At 72.4% G+C, this 17,277-nt stretch carries 13 protein-coding genes; all 13 read left to right on the top strand.

From position 1 onward, the window contains the following. The first annotated feature begins 31 nt into the window (after window positions 1-31). Genes ICC28_RS18280 through ICC28_RS18220 form a run of 13 tightly spaced genes read left to right on the top strand, consistent with a single transcriptional unit; the run spans window position 32 to window position 17,206 of the window. Complete coding sequence (locus ICC28_RS18280; protein ID WP_188289661.1) at window positions 32-1,897, top strand: phage tail sheath subtilisin-like domain-containing protein; 1,866 nt, start codon at window positions 32-34, stop codon at window positions 1,895-1,897. Between the two features lie 20 nt (window positions 1,898-1,917). Further along, the gene (locus ICC28_RS18275; RefSeq protein ID WP_188289660.1) at window positions 1,918-2,442 is read left to right on the top strand and encodes a phage tail protein; all 525 of its coding nucleotides are present in this window, start codon (window positions 1,918-1,920) and stop codon (window positions 2,440-2,442) included. Window positions 2,443-2,462: 20 nt separating this feature from the next. Further along, the gene (locus ICC28_RS18270) at window positions 2,463-3,188 is read left to right on the top strand and encodes a hypothetical protein (RefSeq protein WP_188289659.1); all 726 of its coding nucleotides are present in this window, start codon (window positions 2,463-2,465) and stop codon (window positions 3,186-3,188) included. Then, window positions 3,181-3,915 carry a hypothetical protein gene (locus ICC28_RS18265; RefSeq protein WP_188289658.1) on the top strand — a complete coding sequence of 245 codons (735 nt, stop codon included), beginning with the start codon at window positions 3,181-3,183 and terminating at the stop codon, window positions 3,913-3,915. The genes ICC28_RS18270 and ICC28_RS18265 overlap by 8 nt, the downstream gene beginning before the upstream one ends. Window positions 3,916-3,957: 42 nt before the next feature. Next, window positions 3,958-4,788 (top strand): DUF4255 domain-containing protein, encoded by an 831-nt coding sequence (locus tag ICC28_RS18260; protein WP_188289657.1) that lies wholly within the window; start codon window positions 3,958-3,960, stop codon window positions 4,786-4,788. A 34-nt stretch (window positions 4,789-4,822) separates the two neighbouring features. Beyond that, window positions 4,823-6,769, top strand: coding sequence for an ATP-binding protein (locus ICC28_RS18255; RefSeq protein WP_188289656.1), 1,947 nt, complete (start codon window positions 4,823-4,825; stop codon window positions 6,767-6,769). After that, window positions 6,760-7,050: a hypothetical protein gene (locus ICC28_RS18250; protein WP_188289655.1), complete on the top strand. Its 291-nt coding sequence runs from the start codon at window positions 6,760-6,762 to the stop codon at window positions 7,048-7,050. The genes ICC28_RS18255 and ICC28_RS18250 overlap by 10 nt, the downstream gene beginning before the upstream one ends. Beyond that, window positions 7,047-13,736, top strand: coding sequence for a DUF4157 domain-containing protein (locus ICC28_RS18245; protein WP_188289654.1), 6,690 nt, complete (start codon window positions 7,047-7,049; stop codon window positions 13,734-13,736). Before ICC28_RS18250 ends, ICC28_RS18245 begins: the two co-directional genes overlap by 4 nt. Window positions 13,737-13,749: 13 nt before the next feature. Continuing rightward, a complete protein-coding gene (locus tag ICC28_RS18240) occupies window positions 13,750-14,445 on the top strand; it encodes a hypothetical protein (protein ID WP_188289653.1) in 696 nt (231 codons plus the stop codon). Beyond that, the gene (locus ICC28_RS18235) at window positions 14,442-15,128 is read left to right on the top strand and encodes a hypothetical protein (protein ID WP_188289652.1); all 687 of its coding nucleotides are present in this window, start codon (window positions 14,442-14,444) and stop codon (window positions 15,126-15,128) included. The genes ICC28_RS18240 and ICC28_RS18235 overlap by 4 nt, the downstream gene beginning before the upstream one ends. A 9-nt stretch (window positions 15,129-15,137) precedes the next feature. Continuing rightward, on the top strand, window positions 15,138-15,503 hold the full coding sequence (locus tag ICC28_RS18230) for a hypothetical protein (RefSeq protein ID WP_188289651.1): 366 nt from the start codon (window positions 15,138-15,140) through the stop codon (window positions 15,501-15,503). Continuing rightward, window positions 15,496-16,635, top strand: a complete 1,140-nt coding sequence (locus ICC28_RS18225; protein WP_188289650.1) for a hypothetical protein — start codon at window positions 15,496-15,498, stop codon at window positions 16,633-16,635. Before ICC28_RS18230 ends, ICC28_RS18225 begins: the two co-directional genes overlap by 8 nt. A 34-nt stretch (window positions 16,636-16,669) precedes the next feature. Then, window positions 16,670-17,206 carry a phage baseplate assembly protein V gene (locus ICC28_RS18220; protein ID WP_188289649.1) on the top strand — a complete coding sequence of 179 codons (537 nt, stop codon included), beginning with the start codon at window positions 16,670-16,672 and terminating at the stop codon, window positions 17,204-17,206. Window positions 17,207-17,277 lie beyond the last annotated feature (71 nt).

Below are 17,277 nucleotides of genomic sequence, written 5' to 3'. Positions count from 1 at the left end.
CAGTGCCCGAAGACAAGGGATAGGAGGGGGAATGCCGATGAGCGCGGTGAGCGCCGCCAAGCCGACGTATCCCGGCGTCTACGTCGAAGAGCTTCCCAGCAGTACCCGCACGATCTCGACCCTGACCACGTCCGTGACCGCCTTCGTGGGCCACACCCGGCGGGGGCCGCTGAACGAGCCCGTGCGCGTCACGAGCTTCACGGAGTTCGAGCGCCGCTTCGGCGGGCTGAGCGCCCGCAGCGCCGTCGGCTACGCCGTCCACCAGTTCTTCGGCAACGGCGGCACCGTCGCCGTCGTCGTCCGGGTCGCCAAGTCCGGCAGCGGCAAGGCCGCCTGCGTGACCCTGAAGTCCACCGAGGGGCACAGCGAGACCGCCGTCCTGGAGGTGCACGCCAAGGAACCCGGCGTCTGGGGCAACGGCCTGCGCGTCGCCGTCGACCACGACACCCCGTGCCCCGACGACACCTTCAACCTGCGCGTGTACGACGCCCGGGGCGAGGCGCGCGAGAGCTTCACCGGCCTGTCCATGGACCCCTCGGACGGCCGCCACGCACCGACCGTGATCAACGCCGCCTCCCGGCTGATCCGCGTCGAGGTCGTCGGCGAGGGCCGGCCCGACCCCTCCGGCACGGTCTCCAAGCCCTTCGGCCACGAACTGCCCGACCTGGCCGTCGACCTGACCGTCAAGATCGGCGAGGTGCAGCGCGAGTTCACGCTCTACGACCCCGACTGCGACGGCGAAGCCCCGTGCTCCGTCGCCGAGTTGGCGCTGCTGCTGGAGCGCAAGCTCCGCTCGCTGCCCGACGCGCCCGGCAAGCACACCTTCGCCGGTGCCGAAGTCACCCCGTTCGGGCGCCGGTTGCAGGTAGTCGCGGGCTCCACCGACCCCGAGGACGTCGTCCGCTTCCTCGGCGAGTGCGCCAACGACCTGGGCCTGGAGGCGTCCGTCAACCCGCCGGTGTTCCCGCTGGAGGGCGGCGAGGACGGCGAGGCGCCCGGCCCGCGCGACCTCATCGGCAGCGAGGCCGGCAAGACCGGCATCCAGGCGCTGCGCGGTGTCGCCGACGTCAACCTGCTGTGCCTGCCCGAACTCGCGGGCTACGAGAACACCGAGGACGCGCTGACCGTCGTATCGGCCGCCCAGCGGCTGTGCGCGGAGCGGCGCATCTTCCTCCTCGTCGACGCACCCGGCACCTGGGTGAGCGTGGACAGCGCCCGCGCCGGACTCGCCGCCTTCGACGCCGTCCGCGGCAGCCACGCGGGCCTGTACTTCCCGCACCTGCAGCTCACCGACCCGCTCACCGGGCGGCTGCGCTCCTTCCCGCCGTCCGGCGCGGTCGCCGGCGTCATCGCCCGCACCGACTCCGAGCGCGGCGTGTGGAAGGCACCGGCCGGCACCGAGGCGCGGCTGATCGGCGTGCACTCCCTCACCGTCGACCTCACCGACCGCGAGACCGGCCTGCTCAACCCGCTCGGCGTCAACTGCCTGCGCACCTTCCCGGTCACCGGCCCGATCGTGTGGGGCGCGCGCACCCTCGAAGGCTCCGACGCCCTCGACAGCGAGTGGAAGTACGTCCCGGTGCGGCGGCTCGCGCTGCACGTCGAGGAGAGCCTCCAACGCGGCCTGCAATGGGTGGTGTTCGAACCCAACGACGAGAACCTGTGGCAGCAGATCCGCCTCAGCGCCTCCTCGTACCTGCACACCCTCTTCCGCCAGGGCGCCTTCAAGGGCGGCACCCCGCGCGAGGCGTACTTCGTCAAGTGCGACAGCGACACCACCACGGACGAGGACATCGCGAACGGCGTCGTGAACGTCCTGGTCGGTATCGCGCCCGTCAGGCCCGCCGAGTTCGTGATCGTCAAGATCCAGCAGACGTCCGGGCAGTTCGAGCTCTAAGGATCCCGAGGACATTTTCGATGGCTGAGTTCACGGTCAACGCCCATCGCTTCGACCCCTACAAGAACTTCAAGTTCCTGGTCCAGTGGGACGGTCGGACGGTCGCGGGCATCAGCAAGGTCTCTCCGCTGAAGCGGACCACCGAGGTCGTCAAGCACCGCCACGGCGGCGACCCCAGCTCCCCGCGCAAGTCGCCGGGGCGCAGCGAGTTCGAGGGCATCACCCTGGAGCGCGGGGTCACCCACGACCCCGAGTTCGACCGCTGGGCCAACAAGGTCTGGCAGGTCGGCGCGGGCCTCGGCGCCGAGGTGTCGCTGGCCGACTTCCGCAAGGACATCGTCATCCAGGTCCTCAACGAGGCCGGCCAGGTCGCTGTCTCGCACAAGCTCTACCGGACCTGGCCGAGCGAGTACCAGGTCCTGGGCGAACTGGACGCCAACGCCAACGCGGTGGCCATCCAGACGCTGAAGCTGGAGTGCGAGGGCTGGGAGCGGGACTACGAGGTGCCCGAGCCGGAGGAGCCCTCGTTCCTCAACCCGGCCTGAACCACGGGGAGCAGGGGGACATGACGATCACGGGGGCGGCCGAGCTGCTGGCCGCGTGGGAGACGGGCCTCGCCCAGGCCCCGGCCGGACGCGCGCTGCTGCTGCACCGCACGGCCCGGCCGGACCTCGACGGCGCCGTCCTGCCGGCCCTGCCGGTGGGCGCGCGCGAGGCGGACCTGTTCGCCCTGCGCCGGGCCCTGTTCGGGGACCGGATGCAGGTGCGGCTGGACTGTGCGCAGTGCGGCGCGGACATGGAGTTCGACCTGGACGCCGGGGCGTTCGCCGACCGGCCCGGAGCCGACGACTCCGTGGTGCGCGTGACGGAGGGCGGCTGGGAGGTGGAGTTCCGGCTGCCCGGCGTCGCCGACCTCACGGCGGCCGCCCGGACGGCGGACCCGCGCGCGGCCCTGCTCGCACGGTGCCTCGTCTCGGCCGTGCGCGACGGGGCGACGGCCACCGCCGACGCCCTGCCCGCCCCCGTACAGCGCCGGATCGCCGAGGCGGTCGAGGCCGCCGACCCAGGCGCCGACGTGACGCTCAACGTGGCCTGCCCGGAATGCGGGCAGGCCACCCGGGCCGAACTCGACATCGCCTCCTACCTGTGGACCGAACTGGACGCCTGGGCCCGCGACACGCTGCTCGACGTCCACCTCCTGGCCACCGCGTACGGCTGGAGCGAGCCGGAGATCCTGGCGCTCAGCCCGCTGCGCCGCCGCTACTACCTGGAGCTGTGTGCGGATGTCTGAAGCAGACGGGGCACCGGTCCCCGACTTCCTCGACCGGCTGCTCGCCCGGCACACCCCGGCCGCCGTCCCCCGCCCCGACGTGGTGCGGGTACGGCCCCGGCTCCCCGGCCCCTTCGAACGCGTGGAGGCGGTACGGGGCACCGCACCGGAGCCCGACGACGCCCCGGACTCGCCGTGGCCGCCCGCCGCACCGCACCGGGACGCACCGCGCCCGTCCGAGGTACGGCTGCGGCACACGGAACGCGAGCGGACCGTCGTACGTACCGAACGCGCGCCGCAGGAGCGGGACTTGGGGCCTACGGTCGTACCGCCGGCCCCGGTCCGGGCGCCGCTGCTGCGGCCCGCCGCGCCGGTCGCCGCGGCGCCTCGAACCGTGCCCGAGACCGGACGACGCGAGCCGGGCCGAGGGCGGCCGGAGCGGGGATCCGCCCAGAACGCGGCGCCCGTGCCCGTCCCCCCGGGCACGGACGCCGTTCGCCCCGCCGCCGTGTCCTCCCCCCTCCGGCCCAGCGCCGCGGACACGGCGGCGGCCCGCGACGCCGCGAGGCAGGCCGCCGCGCGACGGCCGGGGCGCACACCGGAACAGGTCGTGCAGGTGCAGATCGGGCGGCTGGAGGTGACGGCCGGACCGCCGCCCGGAGGCGGCACCCGGCAGCGCACGCCCGAACACAGCCGCGCGGGCGCGACGTTGAGCCTCGCGGAGTACCTGGCACGCGGGCGGGAGTGACATGCGGCACGAGACACCCACGGGAACCGAGGAACGGACGTCATGAGCAACGCACTCGTCATCGCGCATGTCACCCAGGCCCTCGCCCTGCTCATCGAGTCCAACCTGGGGCCGGAGTTCGGCGCGGCCGTCAAGGTCGAGCCGCGCAAGCCGCCCGCCGACCCGCCGGCCGACCCCACCGTCTCCGTCTTCCTCTACCAGGTCACGCCCAACACCTCGCAGCGGAACAACGACCTGCCGACCCGCGCCGCCGACGGCACGCTGGTCGGACGGCCCGCCGCCGCCCTCGACCTGCATTACCTCATCAGCGCCTACGGCGAGGAGACGGAACTGGTCGGCCAGCGGCTGATCGGCGCCGTGGTGCGCGCCCTGCACGAGATACCCGTGCTGCCGAAGGACGTCATCGAACAGGCCGGTGAGCGGCCCTACTTGGCGGGCAGCGACCTCGCCGAGGCGGTGCAGCGGGTGCGGTTCACGCCGACGGTGATGGACATCGACGAGGCGTCGAAGCTGTGGGGGATGCTCCACCAGACCCCCTACTCCCTGTCCGTCGTCTACCAGGCGTCCCTGGTCTTCGTCGACGGCCGCGAGGCGCCGGTGCCGGGCAAGCCCGTGGAGCGGCCGGTGGTGCGGGTGGCGCCGATCGGGGCGGCGGTGCCTTCGGGGGCGGGGGCGGGGGCGAAGGCGGAGGCCGGGACCGGGGCGCGGTCGGGCAGTGGGGCCGGCAAACCGTCGGGCAGTGGCGCTGCCACGCCGTCCAGGCCCGCCGCCAAGAAGGCCGCGAAGACCCCGTCCCGCAGCCGCAGAAAGACCACCGCCCCCCGCCCGGACAGCGGCAGCGGCGGCAACAGCGGCAAGGGCACGGAGAGCTGAGGCAACGGACATGGCAACGGGGGCAGGTGAGGACATGGGAACGGACGCAGCAGCGCAGCAGCACGCGTCGCTGACCACGGAGATCCGACGTGTGCTGTCCCGCGTCGACGCCCACGCGACAGGCGCGGCCGACGCATCCGGTACGTCCGACACGGCCGGGGCGCCCGCCTCCGGCCCCGGCACCGCCCCCCTCGACGCGCTCGTCACCTGCTTCGGCCTCACCGCCTTCGAACGGGACCTCGTCCTGCTCACCGCCGCCCACGAGCTGGAGGCCACGACCGCCGCCCGGTGTGCCGCCGCCAGCGGTGACCCCGAGCGGGCGTACCCGACCTTCTCCCTCGCCCTGGCCGCGCTCGCCGAACCGCACTGGAGCGCGCTCACCCCCGTAGCCCCGCTGCGCCGGTGGCGGATCGTCGAACTCGACGACGAATCCCGCCTGACCACCTCCCGGCTACGGCTCGACGAACGCATCCTGCACTTCCTGCTGGGCTCCCCCTACCTGGACGCCCGGCTGCACGGCCTGCTGCGCCGCACCCCCGCCCCGGACCGCCTGCCGCCCGCCTACGACCGGGCCGCCGGCCAGGTGGCCGAGGGCTGGACCCAGGTGGCGGGACCCGACACCCCGCCGGTCGTCGAGATGACCGGCGGGGACCCGCGCAGCCGGGCCGACATCGCCGCCGCGGCCGCCGCCCGCGCCGGGCTCGGGATGTACACCACGGGCGCCGAGGACATCCCGGCCGACCCCGCCCAACGCGACGCGCTTGCCCGCCTCTGGCAACGCGAGGCGATCCTGCTGCCCGCCGCGCTCCTCGTGGAGGCGGGCGACCTGGACCGCGACCAGCGGGCCGCCACCGAGGCGTTCCTGGCCGGGGCCGCCGTACCCGTCGCGGTGTCCAGCGAGGACCCGCTGCGCACGGACCGCCCGCACGCCGCCCGCGTGTCCGTGCCCCGCCTGGACGACGAGGAGCAACTCGCCCTGTGGGCCGACGCGTTCCAGCCCGTCGCCGACCTCGACGACACCGAACTGCGCTCCCTGATCTCCCAGTTCCGGCTGCCCCCGCACGTCGTACGGACCGCGGCCGCCACCGTGCGCCGCCGCCTGCCCCACGAGGACCGCCTCGACGCCGCCCAGCTCGCCTGGCGGGCCGGGCTTGAGGAGGCCCGCATCGGCATGGACGAGCTGGGCCGCCGTATCGAGCCGCAGGCCGGCTGGGACGACCTGGTCCTCCACGACCGCCAGACCGGTGTGCTGCGCGAGATCGTCGCCCACGTCCGGCAGCGGGCCACCGTCCACCAGGAGTGGGGATTCGCCGCCACTCTGCGCCGCGGCCTCGGCGTCACCGCGATGTTCGCGGGCGGCTCCGGCACCGGCAAGACCCTGGCTGCCGAAGTGATGGCGAAGGAACTCGGCCTCGACCTATTCGTCATCGACCTCTCCCAGGTGGTCAGCAAGTACATCGGCGAGACGGAGAAGAACCTCCGCCGCGTCTTCGACGCCGCCGAACGCGGCGGCGCGCTGCTGCTCTTCGACGAGGCAGACGCCCTGTTCGGCAAGCGCAGCGAGGTCAAGGACAGCCACGACCGGTACGCCAACCTCGAAGTCAGCTACCTGCTGATGCGCATGGAGGCGTACCGGGGCCTAGCCGTCCTCACCACCAACATGAAGAAGGCCCTCGACACGGCCTTCCTGCGCCGCATCCGCTTCGTCGTGGACTTCCCCTTCCCCGCCGAACACGAACGCGCCGAGATCTGGCGGCGGGTGATCCCCGCGCAGGCACCCGTGAAGGACCTCGACCCGGACCTGCTGGCCCAACTCACCGTCGCGGGCGGCTCGATCCGCAACATCGCCCTGTCCGGCGCCTTCCTCGCCGCCGAGGAGGGCGACCGGCTGCAGATGCGGCACATGCTCGCCGCGGCCCGCACGGAGTACCTGAAGCTGGAGCGGTCCCTGACGCCGACGGAGGTCCGCGGATGGGTGTGACACCACGTGACACACCGCGTGAGATACGCGTCGAGGTGGGCGAGTTGGCCCTGAACGGCTTCCGGGTGGACCCGGAGCGGGTCTCGGCCGCGTTCGAGCGGGAACTGGCCCGACTCGTCCGCATCCACGGCGTTCCCCTGGCCGCCGGCGGCCCGCTGACCCTGGACGCCCTGTCCGGCCTGCCGTCGCTGCCCGCCGGGCTCTCCGCACGCCGGCTCGGCCAGGAACTCGCCCGTGCCGTGCACGAAGGCCTCAGCGGTCACGGGGAGGTGACCCGATGAGCAACTCCCCGTCCCAGGAGACCCGTTCCGCGCAGACGGCCGAACAGCGCCGCCGTAAGCGCAAGGAACGCGCCGCCAGGTCCCGTACCCCCGAGCCCAAGGACATCGTGAGTGGCGCCGGACAGCCCCTCGACCCCGGCGTGCGCCGGGAGTTGGAGGAGCGGCTCGGCCACGACCTCAGCCGCGTACGGCTGCACACCGGCCGCGACGCCGGTCAGCTGACGGAGCTACTCGGCGCGGACGCGGTCGCCGTGGGCCAGGACGTGTTCTTCGGCGAGGGCACCTATCGGCCGGGCACCGACGAGGGCCTGCGCCTGCTCGCCCACGAACTCCTGCACACCGTCCAGAACCCGCAGGGCCTCGGCACCCTGCGCGCCGGCCGCGAACTCGGCGCGGTGAGCCTGCCGCAGCAGACCGTCGAGCGCGAAGCGGAGTCGGCGGCCCAGAACCTGGTACGGCAGCCGGAGGCACCGACCGAGGTCACGGAGGGCCAGGCCACCCCCGGCTGGCTGCGCTACGCCACCGTCGACGCCGACCGCCGCCGCACGGAACAGCTCGACCCCGCCACCCTCGTCGACCGCCTCGCCAACGGCATCCTGCGCTCCCTGCGCGGCGACCCGGAGGACCGCTCGGGCCGGGCCCGGCTGCAACTCGCCCGGATGGCACCCCAGGTACAGGACATCGTCCTCGACCGACTGGAGATACGACTGCCCGCACCCGCCCTCGACCGGCTGCTGGAGGCCGTGGAGGAGACGGAGGAGGCGGGGCCGCTGCCGCTGGAGCCAGCGGCGGCGCCCCTGGCCGTACCCGGGGCGGCGGAGGAGATCGAGGAGGAGCGCGAGTCCGTCGCGGAGCGGACGGAACAGGACGAGGTTTCCGACAAGGAGCAGAACCGCGAGGAGGACGGCTCGAAGGAGCCCGACAAGTCCAAGGAGCCCGGGGAGCCGAACGGCTCGGGCGAGCAGACGGATGCTCAGCGCCGCGCGGAGCAGGGCGCCCGGCAGCAAGAGCGGGCGCAGGTCCGGCAGGAGGCAAGGGACGCATCCGGCCGGGAGACCCAGCAGGGCGCCGCCGAAGCGGGCCGGGACATGGCGGAGGCCGAAGGGGAGCAGCAGGAGGACACCGGCGGGGAGGAGCGCGGGGAGGGCGAGGAGACGGTCCAGGAGGAGGCTCCGCCGGAGCCGGAGAAGCAGGCAGCCGAGGGGGAACCGCAGCAGCCCGCTGCACAGCAACCTGTCGTTCCGTCGCCGGTCGACCGCAGTGGGACGGAGCCGGGCGAGCGGCACCGGACCGAGGCCGCCGCTCGGCCCACTCGGTCCCTGGGCGACCCCGGCAACGCGGAGGACACGGACGACGAACCCCTGGGACTCGAAGCGGACTTCGCCGAGGAAACCGCTGACGAGACACCGGAGATGGACGAGGACAGCGGCGTCCAGGTTCCGGACCCCGACCTCGCCGGGGCCACGGCGGCCTCGCGGAACGCGAGCATCGCCGAGGCGCGGCGGAAGGGATCGGCTCCGAGGCCCAGCCTGTCCGACCCGGCGAGCGAGGCGGCGCCGGACACGGAGCAGGAACAGCCCGGTCCCTCACCGGCCGAGGAGTCCGAGTCCTCCTCCGAGGACGACACCGAGGCCGCCGCCGTGCGGGACCTGCTGGCCGGCGCTTCCGCCGAACAGGATGCCGTGACCGACGGGATGGAGGGCAGTGAGGCTGCGCCGACGCTCACGGCTGCCCCCGGCGGATCGCCGGAGACGCGGCTGGCGCAGAACCTGACCGAGGACGCCGAGGTGCAGCGACGCGACGCGGAGGCCCGTGCCGCCGACGCGGCAGGCACTGGGGCGGCTCCCGAGGCTGGGGAGACGGCCGCAGCGGGGCAGTTGGACAAGGCGGGTGAGGACGCGCGGGCCCAGGGGGCAGCCTCGGGCACCGGGTCCGCGGCAGGTGCTTCGAAGCAGGCGGAGCCGGAGCCCGGAGCCAAGACCGCCGGCACGCAGAAGGGGACGGAACGGCAGGAGGTGACGGGAGCGGCCGGGCAGGTCGGCCAGGGAGCCGACCGCGCGGTGGACAAAGGCGCGGACACGAGCAAGGACACCGGGTCCGGTACGGGCACCGCCGCGGACCGGGCCGAGGACGGGCCGGGCGAGGGCCTTACGGAATCCCCTTCCGGCGGCGACGTGACCGAGGGCAGTGGCCCAGCCACCACCCCCGGCCCCCGGACCGGCCCAGACAAGGTCTCTGCCCCGGGCCCCGCCGACGCCCCGAAACTGGCACCCGGCAACGGCCCTCCCCCCGTGTCCGGCGGGGCGGAGGCCAGGACCAACGCGCCCAAGACCGCGGAGTCTCCGGCGGCTGAGGGCTCGCGGCCCACGGGCGCCAAGCGACAGGCGGCACGACAGGCCGCGAAGGCCGTGAGCAGGAACGCCGGTGGCAGCGGTCGTACGGCGTCCGCGCCCACGCCTGTGCGAACGGGCGGCCGCGGCGGCAGCCGTACCGCCCCGGCCGGCGGGTCCAGGGCGAAAAAGGCGGCGCCCGCCCCGGACGTCTCCCACGCCACCCCCGAGTCCGGCCTGGCGACGGCGGCGGGTCTCAAGCCGCACCAGATGCTGGAGACGCTGAAGGGCGTGGACGGCGCCGTGGGCAGCTCCGTCGCCAAGGAACGCACCGCCCTGCGCAAGGCGCCGCCGAGGACACAGCGGCCGTCCGGCTCGCCGCGCACGGTGCCCGGCGGACCGCAGGCCGCGGCCCCCGGCACCTACACCAACGCCAAGGTGGCCCGCACCGAGGCCGCCGCGGGGAGGACACCGGAGATCACCGGCGAGCAGAGGCCGGAGGGCGAGGTGCCCGGCGCCAACGTGCCGGAGCCCAGCTGGTGGGACATCGCCGTCACCATCGGCGCCCAGCTGTTCGGCAAGCTGCTGAAGGAGATCCTGCCGCTCGACGACCTGATCGACTCCATCCTCGGGCTGCCGACCAAGGACGAGGGCCTGCAGAAGGCGAAGGTCGGCGACGCCCCGCGGCTGCCCCTGGAGAACGACTCCGACCCGCAGCGCACCGACGAGCAGAGCGACAGGCTCGACGAACGGAAGAACGAACTGCACCGCGCGGGCCGTGAGGACGCGGCCCGCCCCATGGGCGAGGACCAGATCTACCCGGACGTGCCCAAGGAGACCCTGAAGGGCAAGGTGCCCGGCGCAAAGGGCGCCGCGAAGTCGGGCGGCCCCCGCTCGGTGTCCGGCGGCGTGCCCATCGAGTCCGCGTCCGCCGTCGCCGAGCACGACCGCGGCCCGCAGATCCAGGCCGGCTTCGCCGAGAGCCGGCAGAAGATGGGCCAGGAACGGCAGGCCAAGGACCAGAAGGCCGCCGACGACCGCAAGGACTACGACGAGAACCTCCGGCGCGAGGTCTCCGCCAGCAGCAAGAAGCAGGCCGACGCCCGCGACAAGGGCCGTACCGACATCGCCGACTCCCGCGACCGGTGGCGCAAGGAGCAGGACGACAAGGTCGGCGAGATCGACGACAAGAAGGGCAAGAAGTACGACCAGGTCCGCAAGGACATCAAGCAGAAGGAGGAGGACACCGACAAGGACGTCGACAAGCGCACCGAGGACGACAACAAGAAGATCGAGACCGAGCAGACCAACGCCGAGCGGGACGCGGAGAAGAAGCAGGACGAGGGCAAGGACGACGCCGACAACTGGCTCGAAGGGGCCATCGAGAAGCTCAAGGAGTTCTTCGAGGGCATCAAGAACGCCATCAAGAGCATCTTCGAGAAGGCCCGCCAGGCCGTCACCGACCTCATCGACAAGTTCAAGCAGCAGGTCTTCAAGCTCATCGACGACGCCCGCAACTGGGTGATCGACCAGATCAATACCTTCGCCGACGCGTTGATCGCCCTCGGTGACGAACTCCTCGCCGACTACCCGGAGATGCGCGACAAGTGGCGGGGCGCCATCGACGGCGCGCGCGACTGGGCCGTACAGAAGGTCAACGAGTTCGCGGACGCGCTGAAGGAGGTCGCGGGACGGCTGCTCGACGGCCTGTGCGGGGCGCTGCTCGCCGGGCTCGACCTGCTGGAGACCGGGCTGCTCGCGGCCGTCGACATCGCGGAGACCGTCACCGTCGGCGCGCTGGAGTTCGGCGCGGCCGTCGTCCAGGGCCTCGGCGAATGGGCCGCCATCTTCAACGACATCGTCTCCGATCCCGGCGACTGGATCGGCAAGGCGGGCGCGGCGGCCGAGACCGGCGCCAAGGAACACCTCTTCGCCCAGGTCAAGACCGCGGTCAAGGCGTGGTTCGACCAGAAGGTCCAGGAAATAGTCGGCATCTCGGCGGAGGACTTCCAGGCGCTGATCGACGGCGGGGTGACGGTCGATCAGATGGCCCAGATGGCCTGGGACGAGGCGGTGCCCCAACTCCCCGTCATCATCGGCGTGCTGGTCGTGGAGAAGGTCGTCGCCAAGCTGATCCCCGGCGCCGGCTGGGTCATGGCGATCATCGACGCGCTGCAGACCGCGTGGGGTGCGCTCAGCGAGATCCTTGCCGCCTTCGGCCTGTTCATGGACTTCCTGAAGTCCGTCAAGAGCGGCAACGGCGCCCTGCCCTTCGCCAAGGCGGTGGCCGCGGGCGTCGTGGCCCTCCTGGAGCTCGTCTACACGTTCCTGATCGAGGGCGTCGGCCGCTTCATGGGCAAGGTCGCCGACCGGCTCGGCGACATGCTGAAGAAGATCCGCACGAAGAAGGACAAGCCGGGGCCCGGTCAGCCGGACGCGCCGAACAAGCCCAAGGACGACGACAAGCCGAAGCAGGACGACGCCAAGGACCCCAAGGACAAGGACTCCGCCCCCGCGGCTCCCCGCAAGCCCTCGTCGGACAAGACCTCCCGGCCTCCGTCCAGGCCCCGCCCCGGCAAGCGCTCCTCCCCGGAGAAGAAGTCCCGCCCCTCCCACACCACCCGCCCGAAGAAGCGCCGCGACGACGACGAACGCCGCGAGGAGGGCCGCGAGGTGAACGCGGCCAGGCGGCGGATGCGGGACGCCGACCGTGACCGGGACGACCGGACCGGCACACCTGCCCGCCGGGGGGCGGCCCGTGACACGCTCCGCCCCGACCGCGGCCGTCCGGGCGCGGACCGCAGGAACGACCGCGATCGCGACCCCGAGTCCCGCCCCGGTGACCGTCGCTCCGACCCCCGTCGCCCTGATGGCCGTCGCCGCGACGAGCGTCCGCGCGACGACCGGCGCCGGGACGACAAGCGCCGCGACGGGGACCGTGACCGCCGTTCGGAAGGCAGCCGCCGTCGCGGACGGGCGCGCCAGACTGTCAAGTCAGCCGTGTCCAGGGCCCGTCGTGCGGTGAACCGGCTGTACGGAAAGGCCCGGCGTACGCTCGGCCGCCGGCTCGACGACCGGCTGCGCCGCCTACGCGACCAGTGGCGGCGCCGCGACGAGCGCGACAGGGACCGTACTCCGGACCGACGCCCGAACCGGCGCCGGGACGACGAACGGCAGCGCGAGAACAACGGCATCACGGACTTCGACCTGCCCCAGGTGCGGTTCCGTACGAAGGACGGCGAGGCCCACACCTTGCTCTTCGACGGGAAGGGCAGGGCCGCCGACCTCGCGGTGCGCAGTGTGCAGCAGGCCATGACGGCCTACTTCGGCGACTGGGACAACGAGATCGAGGAGCTCAAGCGCCAGGGCAAGACGGATCTGGCGAACGCCATGACGGACGTCCTTGCCGCGGCACGGCGGCAGTACCAGAAGGTCGAGACCCGGCAGAGGTCCCTGCCCAAGCCGCGCAACCGGTACGGAATCAGCCGCGGCACGCCGGGCGACGTGGCCTTCCAGCGGCGCATCGAGCGGCTGAGGGACGAGATGGAGTCTCTGGCGGAACTGCTCGAACAACGGAACTCCGGCGACAAGGAACCCCCCTTGCCGGACACAGTCCTGCCGCCTTTCCTCGACGGCCCCGTGGCGTTCAACTTCAAGGCCCGGTTCATCCAGAAGACGACACCCGCGGGCACGGAGGCCGAGGACCGGCGCAGCGCCCAGCCCGTGGGCTGGAAGGAACTGGACCAGCTCCCGGGCGGCCGCATCGAACGAGGCCGGTTCTGGGTGCGTATGCACATGCTGCCGGCGAAGCTCGGTGGCCACGCCTCCACGTCCAACCTGGTCCCCGCGCTGGGCGCCATCAACACCCGGGCGATGGTACGGATCGAGCATCCCGCGCAGGCCGCCCTCGGCCATGCCGTGGAGCACGGAACGATTCCGCCCACCCCGGAGACGATGATCTGGTACCAGGTCTCCATCAACTACCGAGGTCAGTATCCGGGCTTCCCGAGCCGTGTGGGCGTGCGCTGGGGCGGCTACAGGCCGTCCGGGAACCAGTGGCGGGAGCAGGGGGCGACAAGAACCTGGGCGGAGAACTTCCCGGCGCCGAACATCACCGCCGGCTTCGAGATCAAGAAGGCGAAGGCCGCGATGATCAGGATGGTGACGCGGGTCTCCGACGACAGGGCGACGGAGATCGCCCGCCTGCTCAAGGCCGCGCCCAGCAAGTACACCAGCGTCGACGACCTCATCGCGGATCTGGCAGCAGGCGGTGCGGGCCTCGCCGGCCCGGCCTCGCAGCAACTGCGCAAGGACCTCGCCAAGCTGCGTGCCGCACACAACAAGATCAGATTCTGAGTCCGGGAGAACCATGGAACCCACACCTGCCGAGCGCGCGTGGCTCGACGTCTTCGAGGAGCTGCGGGAGTGTCCCGATGTCGAACTGGACATGGACAACCTGGAATTCCAGGACGGGGAACCCGCGGACGCCGACGCCGCCTTCGCGCTGCTCGCCGAGCGGGAGGGAGTCCTCCTCGACCCAGCCCTGGAGCCGTGCTACCTGCGCTTCTCCGACTTGGCCGCCAGCTGGGGCGCCGGGATGAGCGACGAGGACGAAGACCCCCTGTTCGCCGGGGAGTTCGATGTGATCCCGCTCCTGCGGGCGATCGGTGACACCGCACCCCTCGATCGCTACCCCGACCCCTCGCCGGAGGACCGGCAGTTCCTGTCCGAGCTCCGGGACTTCGACGTCCACAGCTTGTCCGGCACGGGCCAGGTCGCCTCGCTGCGCATCCGGCCCGGGATCGTCCACAACCCGGAGATCTGGTTCAGCGACAGGTCCCGCGGCATCCACCGGCTGGATCTCGACCTGTGCGGCTACCTGGACGCGCTGCGGGTCACCAAGGGCACCTTCGGCTGGCAGTACCTGTACGCGGACGTCTCCCTGGCGGAGGACCCGTTCACGGGGCAGGCGCGCCATCTCACCGAGATGCTCCAGGTCTTCCCCGACCTGTTCCCCGCCCACGACTACACCGACCTCCGGGCCCGACTGGAGCACCGCCTGTGACCCGCTACGCCGACATCCCCAAGCCCATCCGCTCCGGCATCGTCGTGGTCGACCCCGACACCGGTACCCCGCGGCGGATCATCGTGCTGCAGTTCAACCCGGACACCCTGGAGCGCAGTGTCTCGCCGCAGTCCGCCGGGGACAGCGGGGACGCCGGAGGCGGCGGCACCGGCAGCGGGGACCGCAACGAGGCGCTGCGGCTGAAGGGGCCCGCGCAGGAGACGTGGAAGTTCAGCGCCGAGATCGACGCCACCGACCAGTTCGAGGTGGCCGCCCCCGACGGCATCCACCCCCAACTGGCCGCGCTGGAAATGCTGGTGCAGCCCACCACGGCTCAACTGCGCGCGGCGAGCCGGTTGTCGCAGCAGGGCGTCATCGAGATCAGCCCGATCGAGATGCCGCTGACCCTGTTCACCTGGGGCAGCAAGCGGGTGATGCCCGTGCGGCTGACCGAACTCTCCGTCAACGAGTCGGCGTTCGACGTCAATCTCAATCCGATCCGGGCCACGCTCAGCATCGGCATGAAGATCCTGACCGTCAGCGATCTGCCCGCCGGGCACCGCGGCGCCGACCTCTACCTCGCCCACCTCGCGCAGAAGGAGCGGCTCGCCGCCGCCGCGCGGGGCGGCAGCACGGGCGGGCTCGGGCTCGCCGGAGCCAACGTCGTCACCGGAAGGGGCTGACAGCACATCATGGCCGGGACAGAGCCGTACGAGAGCGCCCTCGACGCGATACCGGGCGCCCACCCCTATCCGCGCACCAGCCGCTACCACGATGCCGAGATCGGCGTCCACCGGCAGCCCGACGGGACCGAAGTCCGCTACACCAAGCGCCGGTTGCTGCCGCCTCTGGACGAGCAGGGGACGCAGCCGCACACCGTCGGCGCCGGGGAGCGGCCCGACCTGCTCGGGCAGCGCTGCTTCGGCGACCCCGGCCAGTGGTGGCGGATCGCCGACGCCAACCCCGTACTCGATCCGGCGGAGTTGACGGACGAGGCCGGGCGCGTCATCGAGATCCCGTCGGCCGGCGGCCTGCCTCGCGGAGACCGGCGTGTTTGACCTGCCCGTGGGGCAGGGCCCCGTCCACATCGCCCTCCTCATGGGACCCAAGCTCGTCCGGCCCGTCCCGGCGGAGGTCACCGAGGCCCTGCTCACCGCCCAGATCACCGCGACCGCCGGGGAGCGCAGCGGCTTCCAGATCGCCTTCGACCTCACGAAGAACGGCCTGATCAGCCGACGGCTGCTGCCCGAGGGCTTCTTCGACCCCAAGACCCGGATCGTCGTCACCGTCAGCGTCAGGGGCACCCCCGACGTGCTCTTCGACGGGCTGATCGTCCGCCACGAGGTCGGCGCCAGCAACCGCCCCGGCCACTCCACGCTCACCGTCACCGGCGAGGACCTCACCCTCCTGATGGACCTGGAGGAACGCACCGCCCGCTACCCCAACCTGCCGCCCTCCGAACGCGTCCTGGCCATCCTGCGCCGCTACTCCGACTACGGCATCCGGCCCGACGTCTACACCGAGAAGATCGCCCAGCCCCCGCACCAGGACCTCCGCGTCCATTACCAGACCGGCACCGACCTGCAATACGTCACCGACCTGGCCCGCGCCAACGGCTACACCTTCTACCTGGAGCCCGGCCCCAACCCCGGGCAGTCCTCCGCCCGTTGGGGACCCGAGGTCCGCCTCGGCATCCGCCAGCACGCCCTCAACGTCAACATGGACGCCCAGTCCACCGTCGACCAGCTGACGTTCGCCTACGACGGCACCGCGCGCGAGGAACCGCAGGCCCGCTGGCAGGACCCGGGCACCCGGCAGTCCACCCTGCTGCCCCAGCCGCCGATCAGCCCCCTGCGCCCGCCGCTCGGCAAGCGGCCCACACCCGCCCTCAAACGCAGGACGCTCTCCGGCACCGCCAAGCAGCAGCGCGAGCAGGCCGAGGCCGAACTGCTCGCCCGCGCCGCGGTCTCCGCCGACGTCGTCTCCGGCTCCGGCTCCCTCGACGTCAACCGGCACGGCTACATCCTCCAGCCACGCCAGCTCGTCGGCGTACGCGGCTCGGGGCGGGCGTACGACGGCGACTACTACGTCAAGTCCGTCACCCACAACCTGCGTCCGGGCTCGTACCAGCAGAACTTCACGCTCTCCCGCGAGGGCCTGGAGGCCCGCAGCGACTACGTACGGCCGTGACGACCCCCTCTTCACCCACCAGGAGCACACCAGCATGGCGGCAACCGGCAATCGCTACCTCGGCAAGTTCCGCGGCCGGGTCGTCGACAACGACGACCCACTGCGGATCGGACGGATCACCGTCGAGGTCCCGGACGTCCTAGGCGACGAGCCGTCCACCTGGGCGCTGCCCTGTCTGCCGTTCGCCGGGCCCGAGGCGGGCCAGTTCGTGGTGCCGCCGCCCGGCACCGGCGTGTGGGTGGAGTTCGAGCAGGGCGACCCCAGCTTCCCGGTGTGGACCGGCTGCTGGTACGGCGCCGCCGAGGAACTGCCGCCCGACGCGCGCCGCGAACTCGCGGCGGGCTCACCGCACAAGCCGGTCGTCGTGCAGACCCCGCAGGCGCACAAGCTCGTCATGAACGACACGCCCGGCGCCGAGCAGGGAATCCTGCTCCAGGCCCAGGGCGGCGCCTACCTCCGCATCACTCGGGAAGCGGTGGTCATCGCGACCGGCGCTGGCGCCGAGATCATCCTGCGCGGCCGTGAAGTGACCATCAACGAGGGCCAGTTGACCGTGCTCTCCAAGCGGTAGAAGCCGACAGAAGACGCAAGACAGAAGACAGAAGACGCAAGACGCAAGACGCAAGACGAGAGAAGAAGACG

Source organism: Streptomyces sp. TRM68416 (genome assembly GCF_014596915.1).
GTDB lineage: Bacteria > Actinomycetota > Actinomycetes > Streptomycetales > Streptomycetaceae > Streptomyces.
The sequence above is the reverse complement of the archived record's forward strand: the minus strand, read 5'-3'. Positions and strand labels throughout refer to the sequence as shown.